Raw genomic sequence first — 22,582 nt, 5'->3', positions numbered from 1 at the left:
AAACTCATTAGTTTGCGCTTTTCCTGCCTAAATTAAATAAAACAATTTAAAATCAAGTTGATACACTTCCATCGAGTTAGTTAATAGGTTTTGGAAACGCGCATGCGCGTTTTTCAGGTTGGTAAATTTGATGAAAATCTGATAAGTTCTTTGCAATACAACTAGTTAACTATGCGGATTTTAACTGGTCTAATGAGGTATACCCGCATGTGCACTAAAAATCGTTAGCGCCTTTTGCGTACAGTAACAAATACGGAAATATTTAATGAAAATAGAAGTCGCACTAAATAAGTCTGCCTCAACAAAAGAGAGAGGTGACCTTCTTGAATCGCTAACAGAAAAGCTCTTAAAAGCGCAGTCGTATGAAGTTATCAAGGAGATCAGATTTACTGCTGTAGAGTTAGATTTGTTATGTCGTCACAAGTACAGTGGCAAAGAAATATATGTAGAGTGCAAGGCATATAGGGATAAAAATATTGATGCAAACATTCTCAAGAACCTAGCTGGCACACTTTTCTTAAAGGACTATTCAGAAGCATGGCTTATTGGTACTGGCAACTATGGAAAAGAAGCAAAAGGTTTTGTTAAAGAATGGAAAGAGAAACCTAGAGAACAAGCAACTAAGTTAAGTTTTTATGATCCTGAAAAAGTTATTGAATCGCTTGTTAGTGCGGGCGTAATAAAGAATCGTCCAGAGGATAAAGCGGCAGAATATGCTGGTAGTGAAAATCTGATTGGAGAGTGGATTTTATTAGTCACAAACTATGGAATGTTTTGGGCTGCTGCAACATTATCAGGCGGTATACCTTCCGGAGTCATTTGTTATTACGCAAATAACAACGAATTGCTCACCGACCTGAAACTTCTGGAAAATCTTTCTGCAACTGATACCAGTTTAAATAAGCTAGACTTTTCTCTGATTAAAAGCCAAGCCGCTAGAGCTACTGAAATAGACACAACTAGAGTAGTAGATGTTGTTCAGGTACAAACAGGTGAGGCATGGACTGATTATCGTCCCGCTAGACCTGAGGACTTTGTTGGTAGAACGAAAGATATAAATTACATATTTGATTTTTTAAAAAAGATTAAGGAAAGGAAAACCAACACTAGAATATTTGCCATAACAGGTAATTCTGGGATGGGTAAAAGTTCATTTATAGCCAAGCTTAAAAATAAGGCTGAAAACTATCAGAACAAGAACAAATATTTTGTTTTTCCCGTTGATGTTCGTGCAGCTATAGGTCCTGAATATATTTATTCCTCATTGTTGAATGCATTAAAAAGCGCGCAACACTCTGGTTTTGGTAATAAAAATATTAATCTAATTCTGTCTGATGTTGGCAGTCCACTTAATTCTGAAACTATTAAGGCCTTTTTAGAGTCATTAGAACCAAAAAACCAGATTATAATTTTGGTTTTTGATCAATTTGAAGAACTATATTCAAAACCTGAGTTGTTTGAGGTATTTGAAAAGGCAACGGCCTTACTACTAAATGCAGCTTCAATAAAGCTAAATTTTTGCTTAGGATTTGCTTGGAAAACAGATAGTACAACTCATAGTGAACATCCAGCATACTTCTTTTGGCATCAACTTTCAGATTATCGTGTTACTAGGAAGTTGGTGCCTTTTTCTGATGGTGAATCTGGCGCCGCGATAAGTATATTTGAGAGAGAGATTGAGCAAAAGTTACACACTGATCTCAGGCATAACCTAATTGCTAGTAGTCAGGGATATCCATGGCTCTTAAAAAAATTGTGTATACACCTTTATGAAAAAATTGAAAATGGTGTTCAACAAAATGACTTGTTAGAGAATAAACTAGATATTGCAAGTTTATTTAAAGAAGATAGGGATGAGCTTGAGCCGGGCGAGGCTGCTTGTTTAAAGCTAATAGCACAGCGAGCACCTGTTGACTGGTTTGAAATAATAGAAACATCTGGCCCTGATACTTTAAAATCACTTATCAACAAACGAATGGTTATCAGAAGTGGTGACAGGCTTAATATATACTGGGATATTTTTAGAGAGTACATTTTAACTGGCAATGTTCCAGTTATACCTTTGAGGTATCTTCCGTCTACTGATTTCCCCTCTTTATATAAAGTAGTAAAACATCTAGGCCACGACAATAAACTTTCTGTTCAAGATTTAGTAAATAAGGCTAAGTTTTCTGAAGGAACTATTCAAAATATTGGTTCAGATATGATTATGTTTGGCGTTGCAAATAGAGAAGCAGGTCTTTATTGGCTTAGTGATGATATCTTAGATGGTAATGAAACGGGTATTTTAAATGCTATACGAGAAAAATTTAAAAAGCATGCCTTTACTCATGCTTTTAAAGAAAAATCGTCTCATTCTTCTGTGACAGTTGGCGTTCTAGTTGACACCTTGAAGCAATTATTCCCTGATAATAAATATGCCGAAACTACATGGCACAGCTATACAGTTAGGCTTTGTCGCTGGTTAGAGTTATGTGGTTTTATTGAAGTTTCGGGTAATGGGTGGATATACCGAGATCAGGGGCATGTCATTACTGAAAGGGTAAAGTCTGAACGGAGGCGTAGAAAAAGTAACATCTTTACTGCGCCAGCATCACCGGCCTTAGCATTAGAAACATTAAATTGGCTTAAAGAAATGGGAAATGTTCCTAAGGATGGAGATAAGCCGAAAGGCTATCGAAACGCACTTACCGTTTTAAAGCGATTTGAACTTGTTATTATTGATAATAATAATTATACATTAAATATTGATAGACTTAATAAGTTTTCTAATTTTAGTGAAGCCATTTGGATAAGTGCAAATTCTGAAAGTATTCTTCTGGAAGTTGTAAAGTTTATCGAATTAAATAACGATATTTCCGGAAAAGATATTGGAAATGGCTTAGCTGCTAAATATGACCTTTCTTGGACTGATGCCTCTAGGATAAGGAATGGTGGTTCAATTAGGCAGTGGGCCTATTGGCTGCACGAAGGAAAAGCTATTTCTGAGATACCTAAATGTCCCGGTCGAACTTGATATCCCTAACAAAAAACCAGCAAAGGACCTAAAACCATAGATTTTTTAATCCGAATCTCCCCTATTCGAGCTACAACGGCGACTGATTTACTGGCAAAAGGAAGGCGTGGTTAGGTCAGCAGGGCCAAACAAGCGGGAGTAGATTTAGTAAGAAAAGGCTGCGATTGCAGCCTTTTTTTAGTTAAATGTTACTTTTTACTTCTAACAATTCAAACAAGAAATTGGCTTTGCCTTTTTCTCCATTGACTGCTGGATAGACCGAGAATTTAATAACCCCCGAAGTTGCTATCGGGCTAATTGTGACTGTATCCCCGGCATTCACTACGGTCCCGAGTACGTTCACACTAATGGCTGCATCACTACGGAGGGTAAACAACGCCGCTTGTACTCCTTCGGCTAATTGACCTTCTACTGTGCGTAAGTCATTAACAACAATTTCCGCAACTGGCTTATTGCTATCATTTGAAATATTTTTTGCCACAGCTAAAGTTGTCATTGAACCAGCATTAACAAGATTTGGTGGCTGATATGTAAAACTCTTACTCGCCACCCCTTTGTTGCCAAAAACGTCAGTCACCGTTGCTGTCAGTTTATAAATTTCATTAGCCTCTAAGGACGGGAACAGGCGCGGATACTGTAGGTTATATTTATGATTACCCTGATTAACGGTCGCTAAATAGACGGTATCATTAGATGCACCACCCGATATGACCACGCTATCAATGGTATAATCTGAGTCATCCTTAATGCCAAGCACAAGATTATCTAACCCTACGATTTGCGAAAAATCCTGACTTCCATCATTAGTAATGGTAACAAGTGGTGCAGACTTTTCGATATTGAAATCCATTAGTGGCGCTATAGTAGTCGCGCCATGATTTTCAACAATTTTTAGCTCCAAAGCATGATTACCTACTGCGATGGAATTAAGGTCGTATGTAAACTCCCAGTTGGTTAGGTTTCGGACCGTTTTTATCGCTGTTAGCGTATTACCGCCATATTGAATCACCGCCGACTTAATGTTTAGTCGTTCAAACCAACTACCTCCTGCTGGTTGAGTTACAAATGCTGTAAGCACATTCGTTACTGCATTAAATTCAAAGTTATTCAGGATGGGATAATATAGGTCGTTATATGTTGGCTCCCCATAAGTAATGTTAGCGTATAAGGTCCCTGTAGGTAGTCCCGTAGATGTTAAAGTTATAGGATCATGCAAATAGCCAGCCCCCCCAGTTATCATGTCCCATTTAAGACCATCGAAAACACAAGTTGTCTCACCGGCGGGGAAATTACAGACGTAACCACGTAGGGTTGCTGTTTGGGCGTATTCCCTTGGTTGTACTACAAGCTGGAAATTTGTCATTGTCGCAGGCAATATCGTGTTTTGGTGATAGATAGAGCCTCCATAATTATACTGTTGACCATTCAATATATAGGTCATTGAGCTAACTACTGGGGACTCAGGCGCGACAGGATCAAGGGTTAAATTGTATTGAATCGTTCCAGCGATCCATCGGCCAAAATCCACCCATTTTATTTGATTAGCGCCTGTATAGTTATAAGGGGCTGTCATATCAAAATAGCCATATTTACTATCTGTAGTAACGCTAACAGTCCCAACGCTGTTTTGAATAGCAAGCCCTGCAAGCACGCCAGCGTCTCGAACATTATCAATCGGCACTTGATACAAAATACGAATAGGGTTTGTTTTAACTGCCATACCTGCTTTGTAGGGCACAAACCCCACAAACGAAGGTGAAATACTTTGATCGGCGGTAGCATCTGGGTCAAATACAGCAATAGGAGCACTTGGAGCGCCACTATAATTGTCGAGGTAAAACGGCTTTATACTGCTGTAAGATATATTTCCTGCGGCATCGGACAATTCTGCTTGTAATGTATATTGTTGAGTAGCGTTATTGGCAGGGATGTTGCCGCTAATGCTAGAACCTGAATTGATTGATACTTGGTTAGTCACGGAATTTATGATCATATTACTGTTCACTATGACCACGCCAGTGTCTGCATTTTTAACAACAGCCCTTGCCGTTACTACTTCATCCACATCGAGCAGATAAAGCAACGAATTTTCTGGTTGCGTTGCTAAAAACCATACCGGTTCGCTGCCTGTTACCGAACCATACACGCCTTTACTCGCGCCGTACCACTCGCCAAAAGTTGGACCTACAGTGTCAATCGTCAATGGTTGGCTATATGTATCAATTATTTTCCCTAAGCTATTAATCGTTTCGACTTTTAAATTATAAGTGCCATCAGTGATCTTCGGCAATACAAGGATTTTACCGTAAAAGTCACGACCGCTAAAATTGAGCCGGTCTGACACTCGCACGAAATCTGTTGTTTGGGAATGCACAGAAACACCACTTCCGTTAAGCACTGACACAGATAATTTATTATCGAGCCCGGCAGAAAGATAAATGTTGGACTCATTGATGGGGTTGATAAGAGGGGTCGAAACAGATTTTTCTTTAGATGCTGTATCTAAGAATGAATAGCCCTCTATCGCGGCCATTACATTAAACGAACTGGTGTAGCCCAAGCCGAGCAATAAAGCACGTTTGATAAATGATAATTGAGACATGCGTTATCCTTAGTTATTTGACGTTATTTGAGGGATGTCGATCATAAAGCTCGCCGTCCCTTTGATGCCTGCTGACGCGGAGTAAACCGGAATCATCACCTCACCATGAATATCTGGTGTAATGATGACTTCTTTCGTTTCACCCGGCATAAGAGTTGTTTGTAAGAGGTTAACCGCAATGCCCGCATCGCTTCGTAGCGTGATGAACGCTTGTTGCGGCCCGGCTGCAAGCTGCCCTTGAGAAGTGCGCAATACGCCCGTGCTGATGAATGAAATTGGCTTACCATCTGAGCTTTGTAATTGCTTATTCACGGCTAATGTATTGAGATTGCCAACTCGCAATAAATTGGGAGGTAAGTACAAAAAAGAGGACTTGATTGTAGAGGCATTACCCGCTGAATCAGCGGCTTTAACGGTGATAGTGTAAGTCTCATTCGCTTCGAGGCTTGGGAACAGCCTTGGGTAGTTCAGGTCGTACAGCCCCCCACCTAACTCGTTAGTCGAAACAAAGACAGTATCATTGGCTGCACCACCAGACAGAACAACGGTAATAATCGTTGCAGGGCTATCGTCAGTCATCTTAATTCGTAAACTTTCGAGGCCGTTGATCTCGCTTCCATTAATAATTGGTGCGCCAGTGGGGGACTGCAATTTAAGCACTGGTGGAGTTGTGTCATTGAGGTAGTTTGGCACTACCGTTTTCTCTGTACGATTACCGTAAGAATCCTGAGCATAAAATGAGATATTTTGCATACCGCTGGGAAGTTTATTAAGTTTAAAAACTGCTCGATGCTTGCCCGTATCAGTTGTTACCCAAGATTCAGGCTCTAACTCAACACCGAAGCTAGATTTCAATCGAAACACGTTTGTGAACCACATGCCTTTACGCCAATCGCTAGTTGTATTCGTGTCATACACACTGGCAATTACGGTATCCCCCGTAACCTCAATAGATTCGATAGTTGGCGGGATAAAATCCCAATAAGTATACCAATAGGTGAAATGAGCGCTAAATCGACCATCGACCACACCGTTGACGCTAGATTTAACTTCATAAGTATAAGGCGCATACCCAACCCCTGAGCTAAACACATGTGAAATTGACAAGTCACAAAATGTTTGACCAATAGGTATCACGCAAGAGCCAAAACTATGCAATATCGCAAGCTGTTCATATTTCATTGCTTCACTATGCAACCGTATCCGAACAATAGTAGTCCGTGACGCTACACTGATAGAACTACCACCAGTGCTACCATCCTCGGCAAACCACTCCACAGTTTGAGCTTGTTTAATTGGATTGCGATCTACACCATCCGCAAGTGTCACATTAAAACCACTGAAATATGAAACGGTGTAATATCCGCTAGGTGTCTGAGAAACCCAATAACCCTCTGCCATCGGATAAGTTAGCGTGTGATCCAAATAAACATAATCACCTTCTCGATAGTGGTAAGAAAGCCAACCCCAATCTCCATTGGCCGTTTTTGTTTCACGGAAAAGCATGCGGTAACGCACTTTTATAGGATTGTTTCCAACCAACATGCCAGGATTGTAAGGCATCCACGTAGATGTCGTTGGATTCCAGATATCACTCAATACGGGGCTGGTATACCCGCCTTTATCAATAAAAGATCGAGCAGTTACATCGGTATAATTTCCGGCCGCGTCATATACTCGAAAACCGGCTCGATACCAATTTCGCTGTTCAGGAAAAAGTGATGCTGGCAGTGAAGAAGTAAACACTGACGAGTCTAAAATATTCGCTTGGGCTGCTAATGAACTAATATCTATCCCGGTAGAGTCAGATTTAACAATGTACTTAGCTGACGCCAATCCCGAGCCGCCATCTGTTATATTTGAGAGCTTGAGAGAACCAAAATTTGCAGGGGAATAGGAGTAAACAGAACCACCATACGCTGTCATCGAATAACTTATATTTGAGGCGTCAGCATTAGGTCCAACGGTGTCTATCACAATAGACATCGACCAGCCACCTACGATAGTGCCATCTGCCGATAAGAGTTCTGACTTTAGCGTGTAACTGCCATCCAGTGACGGGGCTTTAATGCTGATAGTCTTACCGTAGAAATCTTTACCAAAACTACTAATTCTGTCTGATACGCCGATAATACCTGTAGTGACCTCATTAATCTTTACTCCATTAGAGAGCCAATAGAGCCTGATCTTTCTATCCAAACCCGCCGAAATAAAAACATTCATTGGCTGTGATAACTTGGGGTTTAATGCAGAGCCATTAGCCGCTGTTATTAATGATTGCTCTTGCATTGCTGAGGCAAAGGCAAACCCTTCAATCTCTGCGTATGCTATGTTAGGCACTAACAGTAATACCCCAGTGACCAATGGTAGTTTTGACTTAATCACTTTCATGTAAACCCCTATGTTAATTTAGAGGAATCCTAACACAAATCCATTAACTTGCGTTATATGAAAACCCAAGTAAGATATCGCTAATGCAGTACAATAATAGAGGTGAATTGATGAGAAAAATCGGAGTGTTACGATTGGCGCTGATAATGATCTCGGGGGGCGTGGCGTTTAACTGTGTATCTAATGACACCCCCGCAGCGAGGGCTTCTAACCAAAATATCACCGACAGTTTTACAATGGGGTACTACGAGAATATCTTGAAAAGCGGAAAAGTATCAGATGTTTCTGTTTCATCTTGGGAACAAAAAACGCACGAAATAACGAAAGGTAAAGCGACAGAATCAATGGATATATGGAAAGTAGAAACTGTCATAATCACAAAATCAAAAGAGTAATACAATTGCTAGCAGATGAACTCTTGAATCAGATAAGTTAGCTTAGAGTTGACCTGCTGAGCCAGTTTTAACGAGTTGGTGTATAATATTTTTTTATCATCCAATACAATAAGATAACCAGACTGTATAGTCTTCACCTCTGTTTTCAACGTATTTAAATCATAGATTCGACTCCTCAGTTTCACCCCAAAAAAACTCAAGCAGACCAGACAAGCCGAAGGATCTTTGTAAGACACGAACACACATTTACGCAAACCGACCAATATAGCGGCCACAACGCCCACCACATACATACCAATCCACGGCGTTAGCCCATGAAAATAATTTGAGTACAGTGAAAAAAATGAAAACACGGCCACTGCGACTAATGACCAAAAAACCCAATTAGGATAAGGGGTGAAAGAAGTACCAAACCAGACAACAACAGATTTGTTATTAGGGTAGGTTTTTATTACGTTAATCATTACGCCACTCCACTTTTTAAAACTACGGTTGGCGTGTATTATACCGGCCACTTCAACACTCACCTATAACGATCTTTGGTATGAAAATTGATAGTTACTCTTGATGAAATGGTTCGCGAATGTAGCGACATGTTAGCAAATGAAGAACCCGCGGTGTTAATCATCCAAATTCTTCATGCGCAAAACCAAAGCACTGGCTACAGCTTAAAACTCGCAAAAATAGCAGATACTCAAGATAGTATTATTATCTTGTACGACTTACAAATCATGACAGACAATCCATCAACCGCGCAAATATGGGTGAATAAATTCCGCAACTTGCACCGTCATGTACCGATTTATACAGCAGGAGCTATTAGCACTCACCCGCTACCCATTCCAAACTTGTGAACTTTACTGAATACGTTTTGAAGCTATACACTGAGCTTATCCTATTCAGTGTATAGCTGAATGATTAGGCTTGGGGTGGGCTCAACGACATTCCAGCATAAATCTGAACGCATCTGAGCAATGCCATTGAGTCAACATTAGGATAATTGCGAGCATAAACATCGAGCGCATACATTCCCAACAGATAGGCATCATCAAAACTAACCGGAACTGCTTTAGACTGCTTACCACCTTCATTTAATGAGAAAAAGAAGCCGTTTAATTGGCGCTTAATTACTAAGCTCTTATTTTTCTGAACTCCATGTGATTTAAACTCTAAACTGGACATAAAGCCGAATAAGACGGCTAAAAAATGCCTGTATTCTGCTGCTGTAATTTGAAGGATTGTCTTATCCTTCCACGCAAACTGCTTACTCCCTCCCCCCAATGCGTTAGCACCTTCTATGTTGAGGGTGTGCACCCCTCTTTTAGTGGTTGAGCCAATGATAGTCAACGCCGCTTTAGTGCCGTGGATTTTAACGCCGCGCTCAAACTCAACTGATTTTAGCTCTTGTCCTTGATGTTCTAAGTGCTGTACAGGTTCGGACGAAACAGGCGCTTGAGGGTGATGAGTTGGAGCAACATTGCTCGCATAGTGATCGTAGTCAGCACCTTGATATTGACTAAGGGGGCTAAGGGAATAATCAACATTATTTCGAGCGGGTGGTTGAACCCCATGATTAGCCTGACTTGATCGAGCATAATGAGAAGGGCTTAACTGAGAACGTTCAGACTGTTGGTTATATTGACTTGCCTGCATGACCTACCCCTAACTAAATTTGTTAAGGTATTAGAGCACGACTTATCAACCATGCAAATTTACGCAAAGTCACCACTTAGCCTTTATTAAACAATGGCTAATTACAATCAATAATAAAACACTGTCTTACGCCACAAGGCAAGCTCCGCAACACTATCTAACGCCGGTGTGTAATTACTTCCATAGCTCACTACACTGATTTGATGATCGCTCACTCCATAATTTATCAACTCCTGCTTAACCCTCTCTGCTCGCAATCTACCCAACTCAATGTTGTAACTAGCAGAGCCTACGGAGTCAGTAAAACCAGCAATCATCACTCTTGCGTTTGTGTGTCTTAGATACTTACCATGTATCGCAATCAACGCTAATGCATCGGGGTTAAATTCAAATAAATCTGAATCGAAATTGAAATATAATGTACGGTCAGCGGGTTGGTTGATTATTATCTGTGCTTGCTTGTCAAAATTATTCGGCTCACGAACGGCCAATAAGGGGGCTGCCGGTAAAGACTCCCCATACGCTTGCAAGACAACTTTCCGATAAACATCACGGTAATAGTTTAAAAACTCTATGCGTCCGTCATTAACGGCCGCATCACGCGAGAATTCTAATTTGTAAGCCAAATCCGCTGTTTTCATTGCGCGAGGGGGGTGAGATAATACATCATTGATATTGATAAGATTTGAAGTGCAAACGCTATCTGTATTGCAAGCCGCAACAGCAGCAGACGCACCAGTGTTAACAACATTTATAGGAGCATCGTCAGTATCAAACAAAGTACATGATGAAAGCAGAAACGGCACGATTATAATAACAAGTCGGATTTGCATAAATCTCCTGACTAAATACACACATTTTTAATTAAAATAATTAAGTGCATCGTAACACAATTTCAACCACTGCGGAATGCACGGGGCAATAATGTGGGATTCAAAAAGTAATATAAGCTCATTTGAGAGACTGTACATCCAGTTATCAAATCAATTATTTTCGTTAGCCGAGTACATCTTAAATGTCCAAAGTTTGCAGGCTTATTACTACCACATAAAAACCGCAGGGGATAACCATGAAGTGACTCCTATTGTTTTCAAAAATAAGAAAGCTCGCGGCTGGATTAGTGCTGCGTTAATGGAAACAACAACTCGTGAAAAATCAACAGGTAGGACAGCAATTTTTCCGGGGATTTTAGTATTGAAAATGAGTGACTACCCCAAGTGCATCAAACTTATTTCAGACGTAAACTTAACAAAAGAGCAAATACAATCATTAACAGCGAATGTAGACAAAAGTCAGTTACGTACAATTTTAGATAATCACAATCCACTGTGCTCGCTGGTTATGCTGACGCGAAAAGTACATTCAATTGTGTGCGAAAAAGACTCAACAATTTCAGCATCATGGAACATGCGTAGCGGAATGAGAGTGTTAAGCGAAAAAAACTTCCAGACACGGGTGACGTCAGCGAAGCAAGCCAACATCATTACGGCTGAGTGCGCCGCGAAGTATAAAAAAATCTTTGAGGATAAAAAGGAAATTTGTCAGTTTAAAGTAAAAAGAAATGTCATACCGACAACTGTATACAACATTTGGAGCATAGAGGACAGCAAGGAAAAATTGCAAATCAGCGGCCAAACCCCTCTGCTTATATTCTCGGATAGCAAGATAAATGTTAAGCACTTACAGAGCATTAGTGAACCAAAACAACGAGCTAAGAGATTAGACGCAACCCCTGAAAAAGACTTACTAATTCCTGAGCTCAACATTTACATGTCAAAGATAAACAAAAAATAATTAGTGAGTGAAATATAAAAATTGTGTTTTATTTGCGCAGCCCTATAATTAATATGACAAAACATTCAAATATAATTTTTTTTGAATAATTAACGCGCCAAGCCTAGTGCAAAGCCGTATTAAAAATAGGTCTTAAAATTATGAAAAGTAATGTCTTAAAGTTCCCAGCATCTGACAGCACTCTTTCTGATACTGATACGAATAATGTTAAGTCGCCATCAGTTTTATCTAGCGAACGCATGATCCGCACACGAAAGGGGGAGCAATTTCTATGCTACACCGATTGGGTGGAGTACATGAGAGCACTAGGGATTACAAATAGAGCCTCTTGGCTAAAATACATTAAGCAGCCAAACCGACCAGAATTCATTCCAGCATCACCACCGCTATTTTACGGTAATAGGAAGCAATGGCAGGGATGGGGGGCGCTTGATCCATTTGCTAAAGTTGTTAAGCAAAGCTCAGCATTGGACATTAAAAGTAGAGGCGGCGTTTGGGCTAGTTACGAAACGGCATCCAACTTTGCTCAAAATGCTGGAATAAAAACGATGGCTGAATGGGTCACTTACCTAGAAAACAATGAAAAGCCTCGAAACATCCCAACTGATCCACGCTCATTTTACTCGCGAAAAAAAATGTGGCAGTCTTGGAACCACTTTTTAGGCACTCCAGAACCTTATGACTACAAACAAAAAGGTGGTCTAGATAAAGTTAAACTCTGGTTTTTAGAGAACAATATCACCACATCAACACAGTTTTTTGAGCTGGCAAATAGTAAGCAATTACCAGATTTTGTGCCAAGCTCACCTACTTTGATGTACAACCTTAAATTTAAAGACTTTCTCGTCAAGCACAATAAATACATGACCTTTGCCAAGGCAAGGCGGACTGTTAAATCCTGGGGCTGCGCGAATATGCTTGAGTTCAGAGCTAAACACCGCGACCTTAAAGCTAATGGTGATAGCGATGCAGCTCAAATACCTTCTGCACCAGAACGCGTTTACAAGGACAAATGGGAAGGTTGGTCCAACTTTTTACGTAAGTAAAAGTAAGTAAAAGCTATTGGGGGTATAACGTGTAAGTTATATTCCCGATAGCCTCAACGACCTTTAACGACTCCACCAACTCACCAACACCTCCCGAGCCTTTAGTGTTCATTGCAACTGAATATCTGTTAAATGCGTTTTTGAACTCTTGATTATTCTTTAACTCATTTACTTTAATCCACGCTTTATCAATATCCCCCCCCCTCAAAGTTAATACGCTAGATGCCACCATTCTTAATACGGGTTCATGTTCAGTTTGACCTTCAATCACACCCAACTCATAAACCAAATCGCTATCTTGCACTTCAAAAGGATATAAATTTAAAACCATCACAACGGCCCACAAATCACTTATGTTACGCTCTGACCTAGATAAAGCGTCATAAAGTGCATATTGAACAGCATTTATACTAGCTCTGTGCGCCAGTGAATCCGCGTAATCACTCCCACTCAAAACTATTCGAGACATTCCATATCCACGATAATCGTTATCACCTGCGATAACGGGTAGCGTAAACATCGAGAAAACTAGGCTTGCAGTACAAAGTAATTTATTCATGTCCATTCCCTTATAACTTATCTTTTATGTTAACAGTAACGCCATTAGCATCCTGACTATCCACCCTAAAATCTGCCAGTTCAGAATAGTCATACCAACGTTTTCTTGCGCTAAAGACGAACACAAACTGGTTCAAATGTTTTTTAAAGTAATCATAAGGATAGATAATTTTCTGACCTCGATTGTGAGATAGGACATCACTAAAGCTACGCTCAATCCCCACAACAGCAGTGTCTAGTTGAGCCAACATATAACCGTCCCATTTAGGATCATACACCAAGCCTTTTTCTGCATACGCAGAGAGCAGCATCACCTTAAACCTCAATTGCCAGTAACTGACAAACTCGTCAATATAAGAGCTGTTATAGTCATAAGGCTCGCTAGCTAAATTATTCCCATCTAGCACAAATAAGCTATTAGGAGTCCCCAATATATGATCACTTCTTTCAGCTTGAATACGGCCATTAATCGGTGTCCATTGTCGCTTGTTTTGCGCGGCTAAGTGAACATCTGACTCCAACTGCTTTAAGGATTTGGTTTCATCTATCCCTTTGATACTAACCGTGACGTTGACTGAAACAGCTAGATTAGATCCGCTTGGTTTATAAGTGAAATCGGCCTTATTAACAGAGAACATGAACGAACTAGCGCCGATTACATCAACGGTGACAGAACCATCGTTAACCGAAGATTTAACCAATAATGCCTGTTGGTTTTGTGGCATAAATTGGTTATAAATTGCTTTTTTTACAGCAGATTGGATTAATTGATTTTTAAACTCACTAAAGGTTTTTTGTGGGAACTCAATCGCAGTTTCTCTTAGGTAACTGACACCCCAAACGCCATGTTCTGTCGCAGAGTAAGTATCCATACTTACGCCAAACACAGGTAACGCGATGGCATTCAAAACAATAGGCAAAATTACTAATATGCTTACTTTACTCATTTGTTCCATCCTTTATCTGCACCATATTGAATAGGTTAAACCACTTTCTCCGGGTGGCAAATTTACCAAGTTAGACTTGCACAAATGAAAAATGGCACTCGTATTAGGAGTGCCATTTAAGTTGAATCACTAACTAGCTTCTAACGGGTGGGTTAGATGAACTGCCCGTATTATTCTTGCCGTCCGGTGGGCTACCAGCCCCATCATCATTTACGCCGCCATCAACCAGAACGCCACCAAAGCTCACGTTTGTATTAGCTACATTACTACCGAAACCGCCTATAGCTGAAAAATTATGGCCGGGAGTCATTGCATCAAACGAATACGGATTATTCTGTACTACGCTTTCTGACTGTGAACTAGCACTCCCAACATCGTTTGCGGTTGTAGAACTGCTGCCAATCTCTACATAACGTATCTCTGGATCTGGACTCGTGAGTGGCACACCTCCATGACTCCCCGCCTCGACCATTGGTGCTGGTGCTAGACCATTGGTAGCCGGTGCTGAATTACCCGCCTCGGCCATTGGTGCTGGTGCCAGACCATTGGTAGCCGGTGCTGAATTACCCGCTTCGGCCATTGGCGCCGGTGCCAGACCATTGGTAGCCGGTGCTGAATTACCCGACTCGGCCATTGGCGCCGGTGCCAGACCATTGGTAGCCGGTGCTGAATTACCCGACTCGGCCATTGGCGCCGCTGCAGGGACACTTGCAGCCAGTGCTGAGTTACCCGCCTCGGCCATTAGTGCCACTGCAGGACCATTTGCAGCCAGTGCTGAATTACCCGACTCGGCCATTGGCGCCGCTGCAGGGACACTTGCAGCCAGTGCTGAGTTACCCGCCTCGGCCATTAGTGCCACTGCAGGACCATTTGCAGCCAGTGCTGAATTACCTGCCTCGGCCATTGGTGCCACTGCAGGACCATTTGCAGCCAGTGCTGAATTACCCGACTCGGCCATTGGCGCCGCTGCAGGGACACTTGCAGCCAGTGCTGAGTTACCCGCCTCGGCCATTAGTGCCACTGCAGGACCATTTGCAGCCAGTGCTGAATTACCTGCCTCGGCCATTGGTGCCGGTGACAGACCATTTGTCGCCGGTGCTGAATTGCCCGACTCGGCCATTGGCGCCGCTGCAGGGACACTTGCCGCCGGTGCTGAATTACCCGACTCGGCCATTGGCGTCGAAGCCGAACCACTTGGCGCCGCTGCAGGACCATTTGCAGCCAGTGCTGAATTACCTGCCTCGGCCATTGGCGTCGAAGCCGAACCACTTGGCGCCGCTGCAGGACCATTTGCAGCCAGTGCTGAATTACCTGCCTCGGCCATTGGTGCCGCTGCAGGGACACTTGCAGCCAGTGCTGAGTTACCCGCCTCGGCCATTGGCGCCGCTGCAGGGACACTTGCCGCCGGTGCTGAATTACCCGACTCGGCCATTGGCGCCGAAGCCGAACCACTTGGCGCCACTGCAGGACCATTGGTAGCCGGTGCTGAATTACCCGCTTCGGCCATTGGCGGACTTTTGGCGATCTCAATACCTCGGGATATATTGTCAACGATAGAAGTAGGCACACCTGAACTGGCTAAGTTATCTAACAAGTTAGCTTTCTCTCCATCCGTTAGTTTATTAGCGACCTGTTCTAAGCGAGCATTACTACCCTCTCCGTTAGCGCTTTCGTTACGCCCCCGAGCGGCACTTAAATCAGGGGTAGCCCCAAAGCCATTAAAGCCATCGAGAACTTCGGATTTAGAGGCAGGAGTCAAGCTAGATAGCGAGGCTATATTCTCAGTTGCACTACTGTACTCTTGTGCATATTTAACTGCGGTTGCATGTGCGCCATGACTACCAGCCGACATAGTAGAATCTAATTTCTCATTCACCTGTTCGAGCCATTGTTTAGCTGAATCAAGGCGATTTTGGACGGCTGGCGAATTAGATTCCTGAGCCATCGCCTTATCAACCAAGCCCATAGCTGCACCTGAAAGTATTTTCATATCAAGCGCGGAATTTCTATCTGGCGACTCTGGATTGCTATTACTGTACAGCTCATTAAATTTAGCTTCTGGCAACATATTTGTACTGAACTTATCAGATAAATATTGCCCCACAATAGCCGCTGACCGCTGTTCATCATTGCTACCGCCTGCTGCTGCTATAGAAATTGCTTGAGCAGCTTTATTACGTTCTCCCTGCCAAGAATTTTCAGAAATATCGATACCTTTTTGGATGTCACTTATACCAGAAAATACTTGTTTAGCTTGTTCAATTGATGGCCTTTCATTATTAGTAAGGCTATTACCTGATAGTGATTGACCTAATAAGTTACTAGCCATCCCTGCCATTGCTGCAATCACAGGGGCATACTGGTTAGCATCAGGACCAGCATTCTTGTAAGCAGGTGAGTTGACATCTGAATAATCAGATAACATCCGACCAAGTTCAGCGGGGGAATTTTCGGCATTTTTCATGGTAGAAGCTACCCGATCAATGACTTGATTTGATAGGCTTCCATAGTTTTTATTTTTTAACTCATCAGCTATCGTATTAACGGTATCGCCTAGTGTATTACCACGATTTTCCGCTGACATATTTTGGATTCTCTCCATTAAAGCAAGGCCATTATTATCTAACTGACTAAGCCTTGCTTTATCTTCCTCTGACCATTTAGTTGGTGCTGCTAACTGGGTGTTGTCGTAATCACTCTTTGTAGGTCGATTGTTTACTGCATCATCATACCCGCTACGAATTGCATTAGTACCCTGCTCAACTCTAGCGTTTGCGGCATTAAAGGCATTGGTGTTGTCATTTTTAAATTGCTGTTCACCTGACGTTAGCTTAGGTGGCGCATAATCGACAATTTGAGCCTGTCCAATCTCGGTAAGCCCTTGTGAAACATTAAGCCCCGTTTGATTAGGGGTGGATGAGCCATATTGTGCTGCATAACCTACAGCGGCACCCTCTGCCAATTTAGTCACCGCAGACGCTTTCATCGGCTCGTCTTGTGTCGCGGCCATTACTTTAGCCAGTGCGCTTGTACCGCGATCCGCAATAGTACCAATATCCTGTATCTGTACAGGTGTACCATCACCACGCATCATTGTTTGCGCCTGATCAGAAATAGCTTTCATAGCATTAGCATCGTTAGCTTTATTGTATAGAGCCTGATTTTCTCCAAAAAATTCTTTCATAGCTCCAAATTTGGCCTTATCTTCCGCAGAAGCATTTGGGGCGGCCATAGCCTTATTTAAAGCCTGATTTGTTTCATCAAACTTGAGAGTATCAGCGCCTTTAGTGGCACTATCCCACGCCTCACCGAACTTACCACGCATGGCATCATCAGCGGTTTGTTTAGCTATTTGTTTGTAAGTTTCAGGGCTAGTAAATAGACCACTATTAGCAGAAGTTATGAGCTCACCCATTTTTATACTGCTATTTCTTCCAGCGTTTTCATTAGCAGTAATGCCTTCGCGAATTTCTGTTGCCCTAGCTTTTGATTCGGCTAATTGTTCATTAGAACTATTCTGTTTTGCAACTGCGTCCTCTTTTGCTGCGTTCTGCTGGAAAGCATTCGAGTTAGTATCAACTTTAGATTCGTCGTACACTTTTTTATTTGCTTCGGTGTCGCTTTCTTCTGCGACCTTTGCAAACTTTCTAGCATCTTGCTCACTCAACATTGATGTATTACTTGAACCTTCCGTATTGGACAGCGATTTCAATTGTGTTTGAACATCTCTCCAGCTCACTCCTGCTTCCGCATTTACACCAAGCGTTTTTAATAAACCTTGTAGACCGCCAGATGGACCGACAGACAGTCCGGCAGACATTTCAAAACTTTGGGCCTGTGATTCTGTCATTCCAGCAATTGTCTGTCTCATTTGATTAAGAGTGTCATTAGATGAGACTCCGTTCTCAGTGCCTACGGATTGGGCCGCTTTCCACCCAAGAGCTTGATCATAAGATATCCCGGCTTTCTTAGCATTGGAGATCACATTGCCGTCAGTGATAGCTTCACCTAAACGGTTCGATGCCGCCGCAGTCGCTTGGCTTGCTTCTGTATTACTCCTAGTAATATTAGCGACCTCAGAGTTAGATGCACCGATAGCAGATGCACCGGCAGATGTTGCGTTATAAGTGCTGCCGCCCGTCCCAACATTCGAATTACCAGCACCTACACGACTTTCCATCCACTCCCCACCTGCTGTGCGGTGCATTGCAAAACCAGCCGTTGAAACGGTATTTCCGTCACTGTTGACGGTTTGTGGTGAAGAAATTTTAGGATCAACATTCGCGCCCATTTGTGATTTTTGGCTCGCAGCCATCATAGTATGTACACCGCCAAAAACGATCATCATTGCCAGTGACGGCACCATTGTTTGAATAATCGCGGCTTGAGATACAAAAGTTTCTAGCGTTGTATAGGCACTATTCATACCGCCGAGTGAATCCAGCGACCAGTCCCGCATTTCAGGGTTTATGAGACAATTTGATATTTGAGTGGTATCGTTTCCGGGGAGGGAACACATCAGCTTACTAAAATAATGCTCTGTGTACAGATTTACTCCGACTTGAATTATCGGCCAGAAATTCACCGCTAACAAGAATGAAAATAACTTTCCGGCCATTGCCAACCCTTTAGAGCCAAGGGTTAAGAAAAGTGGCATCAAAGGGGCAACAAGGAAGATGAAACACTCAAACCAAGTGATCAGCGCGGGTGCCGATTCAAGAAAAAACGATGATTGTGCCGCTTGGGTCATGCGCCGCTGTTGAATACCATCAAATTCTTGCTGGAACGCTATGCGCTCCCAAGGTTCTAAATCACTCATCGTTGCACCAACTTTCGATATGAGTGCATTAACAAAATTTGCGCGGTACAAATCCATTAAACTAGAGTTATCTCTAGTCAACGACTCCAAGGTTTTTTGAACATCCGGGGCACTTGCCATATCAAACTCAACCGCTGCCCTGCGCTCCATTTCTTTACCCCAAACACTACCATCCTTGATCTCATCACCAATCAATTTATGGACATCAGTACACAGCAATTTCCCATACGTTCTGTTGTTGACGTTGTGGTAAGGCGTATACCAACTTCCAGAGGTAACTTTTAATTCGTTCCAATCAAATTTACCCTCATTAATTGAATCAGGGTAAATTTCTCTCTTTGACTGCCCTTCGGTGGTTTTACTGTTTTTAATATCTTCGAAATAACAGTTTTTTAGATAAGCCGATACATTTTCCCCAACCATTAAATAGCTTGTGTCAGCCTCCGATGTACCGACAAATCGCGCTTTTAGTAACGCTTTTAATGGATCAATGTTAGCTCCAGGTTTGGTGTCAAAATTAGGCGAAATACTGGAATAAGCCTCGGCCATCCCTTTAGATATGCCACCACCAATACTGGTGGCTAGAGCTGCTGGCGCAACAATCCCGAACGGCAAAGTGAAGGATTGAGATACTTCACCTGTACGCACTGACTCAATATAGAAATCGACTTTCGGGGTCATTAAAAATAAGTAGGTAAATAACGCAATAAAAAATTCTTTTACATGAAACTTTTGTGGGTCAAAGGCTTGTTTAAAAACCGAGACCAATAAGGTAATACCAAACCCTATTGCGATTAGTTTGCTGTTAGCAATCCCCCCGCTACTAAAAGCTAGTTCGGCCCCTTGAGCCATCTTTATCATTAAATCAATATCACCAAGGGAATAGAGTGTTAACATGCTTACTGCCCCGTTTTCATAGCGGATATATAACCAAATTGAGTTACCATCGCAGCATTAAGTGTTGTTATTTTGGACTCGATGTCTGCTTTTTCTTGAGACATGTCCTTTATTTTGTCTAATATGTTGGCTAAGTATGCACTTCGTTGAGTTGTATTGCTGTCCTTCATATTGCTGGCTGCAATACGGAGATCTTCGATAAGTTGCAGGGTAGCGGTTAACGCAAGGTATTCAGAAATAAATTTACAGTTGCTATTATTGAGCATGTTCGCGTTTGAGGCATTTTCCAAAATGTTGGAAAACGTATCATTCATCCCTCTCATAATTATGTCCTGTTGAGCCGAGTAAGTGCCTTTACGTGCATAGATGGCAACAATGCTTGAGTCCCGCTTGCTGCTATCCATCAACCCACAAATAGCATCCCCATAGAGCCGATAAAACGAATCTAAATAACGCGGGTCATTCGGGCTAACATCCTTAACCGCTGCTGATAAACAATTGGGATCGGTACTTGCGGCGGTCACACAGACCACCATTTTCTTCGCAACAGGAACATCGGGTGCTTCTGCTATATATAGATCCCGGAGGCGTATCTGAGGAGCTATTGAGGTATTGATGGCATCACTACCGTCAGTCTCAGATGCAGTCAATGATGAGTCAAATTTATAGATATTGGTGCCGAAAACGCTCATTATCATTTGAGCAACAACGGTTTTATCAGAAGATAACAAGGGCATCGTTACCCCACCGTCCATAAACGCCTGATAAACAGAGTTATACTGCGACTTACTTGTGGTATTTGTCATGTTCGCGGCTTTAGAGTGACTGTTAATCGCGCTCACCTCGGCTCTAGCTGAGGCTTTTGAATCAAACCAACTGGACGATGATTCAGAGTAGTTTTGCCACATTTTACGATCAGATTTAACTTGTAAAGATGGAGCTTCTTTTTCTGCTAAATCCACCCATTCTTCACAATCCTTACTAATGTATTCATTGAGTGAATTAAGGCGCTTAGCTAAATCAGCAAGGATCGCATTGCAATCTGGGCAGAGCATCCCCATAGCCAATTGAAACGCATACATAGGAGCGGCGGCCGCAATTGACCGCGCCATTTGTACCAATTCTTCTCTTTTAATCAATGATAATGAGCCGCCAAAAAAATCTATTCCTTTGCAAGATGCTTGTAGATACGGCGCTCTTGCTGCGAGCACTTGCTCATTAACTGTTTTAATTCTGACAGATGCGCTACCGAGCGAAATACCATTGCGCCTTGCGCCTGAATATTGATTGATACCAGAACTAGCTGATAGCATTTCATCCCAAATGGAGCTAAGGCCCCCCGCTTCAACTGTACTCAGTGGCAAAGTTAGCAGTGTAATCAATGCTATTCTTCTCATTATTTGACATCCTCTGTAGCAGTGTCAGCGTCAGGTTTACCCAACATAAAATTACGCATTTTGTTAATGAGGTAATCGGGGTCGTCATACACACGTTCTGTATTTACCTTGGCCTCTGCGTCAGTCATGTAAACAGCGCGTACCTGTTTGACATTGTTAAGCTCGGACTCCGATATGATTTTCTCTTTGCTTGCTAAAGCAATGATCCTTTCTCCTAACGAATCCATACCAACCAACCCGGAACTCAACAAGAAATAATCACCTGTGTTGTTAGTTACATATAAAGTAGGCGTGGCTAATACATCGAATCTCTGAGCCATTTCGGAATTGGCTACACGGTAATCACCAAAAACATGAAAATCATCATTTGGTACTTTCCCTCCATCAATGGACACGGGCATGATTGTCCAGCCATATTCTTTCGCGAGGCGAATTAGGTAAGGAGTCTGTTTCGCACAGTAAGGACAGTTAGAGCTAAAAAAATAAATGAGCGTGGCTTTCTTGCCGATACTCTCAATGAGTTTCCATTGGTTTTCACTTTGAGTGCCTTTGAACGCCTGAAGTGATACATCGTTTTCGGGACGGCGCAACGACTCATCCAAATAAGGATCGAACATTTGCTCAGAAATATATGTCGCTGCGAACTGGTTAGCACGGTCGATGGCGGCACGTTGAATATACAGATAACGCTTTACGTCCTCTGGCCTACCGGTGTTAAGTGCTAACTCTTTAGCCTTGGGTAAATTCTCTTGGAACCATTTAACGCTCATGGCCTCAACGGAATTTTGTGGCTCATCTGTTTGTGCTTCGGCTTGCACAGGTGATGGCTTAGGCGGCTCAACTTTTTCAGGTATATCCTCTTTCGGAGGAAGCTCGTGCCAGTACCAACCGCGCTCACGTTGTTTGTAGAAGTTGTCGCTCGATTGAGTTGACGCCTGCTCAGCCACAACAGCCGTAGATGCCATTGCCGCGGCAATAAATATTGCACACCTTTTTAAATCAGCCATAACACACCTTTTTAATATAGTTACCTAACTATATCATAAAAAAATAGTAGAAAAACGCCG

General features: G+C 42.3%; 15 protein-coding genes. 5 read left to right on the top strand and 10 right to left on the bottom strand.

Features of this window, described 5'->3' with window-relative positions:
* Positions 1-265 precede the first annotated feature (265 nt).
* Entirely contained in the window at positions 266-3,016 is a 2,751-nt protein-coding gene (locus L5M11_RS15825; protein WP_263192694.1) for a restriction endonuclease, read from the top strand.
* A gap of 181 nt (positions 3,017-3,197) precedes the next feature.
* Here L5M11_RS15825 and L5M11_RS15820 read toward each other — a convergent pair whose 3' ends face one another.
* Complete coding sequence (locus L5M11_RS15820; RefSeq protein WP_263192692.1) at positions 3,198-5,618, bottom strand: Ig-like domain-containing protein; 2,421 nt, start codon at positions 5,616-5,618, stop codon at positions 3,198-3,200.
* A gap of 9 nt (positions 5,619-5,627) precedes the next feature.
* Positions 5,628-8,009 carry an Ig-like domain-containing protein gene (locus L5M11_RS15815; RefSeq protein ID WP_263192690.1) on the bottom strand — a complete coding sequence of 794 codons (2,382 nt, stop codon included), beginning with the start codon at positions 8,007-8,009 and terminating at the stop codon, positions 5,628-5,630.
* 83 nt (positions 8,010-8,092) lie between these two features.
* On the opposite strand from L5M11_RS15815, the gene L5M11_RS15810 reads away from it, so the two are divergent.
* Positions 8,093-8,404, top strand: a complete 312-nt coding sequence (locus L5M11_RS15810; protein ID WP_041409220.1) for a hypothetical protein — start codon at positions 8,093-8,095, stop codon at positions 8,402-8,404.
* An 8-nt stretch (positions 8,405-8,412) separates the two neighbouring features.
* Here L5M11_RS15810 and L5M11_RS15805 read toward each other — a convergent pair whose 3' ends face one another.
* Positions 8,413-8,931: a hypothetical protein gene (locus L5M11_RS15805; protein WP_041409219.1), complete on the bottom strand. Its 519-nt coding sequence runs from the start codon at positions 8,929-8,931 to the stop codon at positions 8,413-8,415.
* A gap of 24 nt (positions 8,932-8,955) precedes the next feature.
* Here L5M11_RS15805 and L5M11_RS15800 point away from each other — a divergent pair, with 24 nt between their 5' ends.
* Positions 8,956-9,258 carry a hypothetical protein gene (locus tag L5M11_RS15800; protein WP_148258322.1) on the top strand — a complete coding sequence of 101 codons (303 nt, stop codon included), beginning with the start codon at positions 8,956-8,958 and terminating at the stop codon, positions 9,256-9,258.
* A 64-nt stretch (positions 9,259-9,322) separates the two neighbouring features.
* On the opposite strand, the gene L5M11_RS15795 is transcribed toward L5M11_RS15800, so the two are convergent.
* Both L5M11_RS15795 and L5M11_RS15790 read right to left on the bottom strand, forming a co-directional pair.
* Complete coding sequence (locus L5M11_RS15795; protein ID WP_014620377.1) at positions 9,323-10,057, bottom strand: hypothetical protein; 735 nt, start codon at positions 10,055-10,057, stop codon at positions 9,323-9,325.
* 107 nt (positions 10,058-10,164) lie between these two features.
* Entirely contained in the window at positions 10,165-10,890 is a 726-nt protein-coding gene (locus L5M11_RS15790; protein ID WP_014620376.1) for an OmpA family protein, read from the bottom strand.
* Between the two features lie 91 nt (positions 10,891-10,981).
* On the opposite strand from L5M11_RS15790, the gene L5M11_RS15785 reads away from it, so the two are divergent.
* Positions 10,982-11,851, top strand: a complete 870-nt coding sequence (locus L5M11_RS15785) for a DNA replication terminus site-binding protein (protein ID WP_263180428.1) — start codon at positions 10,982-10,984, stop codon at positions 11,849-11,851.
* Between the two features lie 140 nt (positions 11,852-11,991).
* Positions 11,992-12,897 (top strand): hypothetical protein, encoded by a 906-nt coding sequence (locus tag L5M11_RS15780; RefSeq protein ID WP_263180429.1) that lies wholly within the window; start codon positions 11,992-11,994, stop codon positions 12,895-12,897.
* A gap of 13 nt (positions 12,898-12,910) precedes the next feature.
* Here the strand turns inward: L5M11_RS15780 and L5M11_RS15775 are convergent, their stop codons facing one another.
* From L5M11_RS15775 to traF, 5 genes are all read right to left on the bottom strand, one after another.
* Complete coding sequence (locus L5M11_RS15775; RefSeq protein WP_014620373.1) at positions 12,911-13,456, bottom strand: hypothetical protein; 546 nt, start codon at positions 13,454-13,456, stop codon at positions 12,911-12,913.
* A 10-nt stretch (positions 13,457-13,466) separates the two neighbouring features.
* Positions 13,467-14,402 carry a hypothetical protein gene (locus tag L5M11_RS15770; protein WP_263180431.1) on the bottom strand — a complete coding sequence of 312 codons (936 nt, stop codon included), beginning with the start codon at positions 14,400-14,402 and terminating at the stop codon, positions 13,467-13,469.
* 133 nt (positions 14,403-14,535) lie between these two features.
* Positions 14,536-20,118, bottom strand: a complete 5,583-nt coding sequence (locus L5M11_RS15765) for a conjugal transfer protein TraG N-terminal domain-containing protein (protein ID WP_263192688.1) — start codon at positions 20,116-20,118, stop codon at positions 14,536-14,538.
* A 2-nt stretch (positions 20,119-20,120) separates the two neighbouring features.
* Entirely contained in the window at positions 20,121-21,515 is a 1,395-nt protein-coding gene (locus L5M11_RS15760; protein ID WP_014620370.1) for a conjugal transfer protein TraH, read from the bottom strand.
* Positions 21,515-22,522 carry a conjugal transfer protein TraF gene (gene traF / locus L5M11_RS15755; protein ID WP_014620369.1) on the bottom strand — a complete coding sequence of 336 codons (1,008 nt, stop codon included), beginning with the start codon at positions 22,520-22,522 and terminating at the stop codon, positions 21,515-21,517. Before traF ends, L5M11_RS15760 begins: the two co-directional genes overlap by 1 nt.
* Positions 22,523-22,582 lie beyond the last annotated feature (60 nt).

Source organism: Shewanella sp. SM87 (genome assembly GCF_025653705.1).
GTDB lineage: Bacteria > Pseudomonadota > Gammaproteobacteria > Enterobacterales > Shewanellaceae > Shewanella > Shewanella oncorhynchi.
This window is presented reverse-complemented; position numbering and strand designations above follow the sequence as displayed.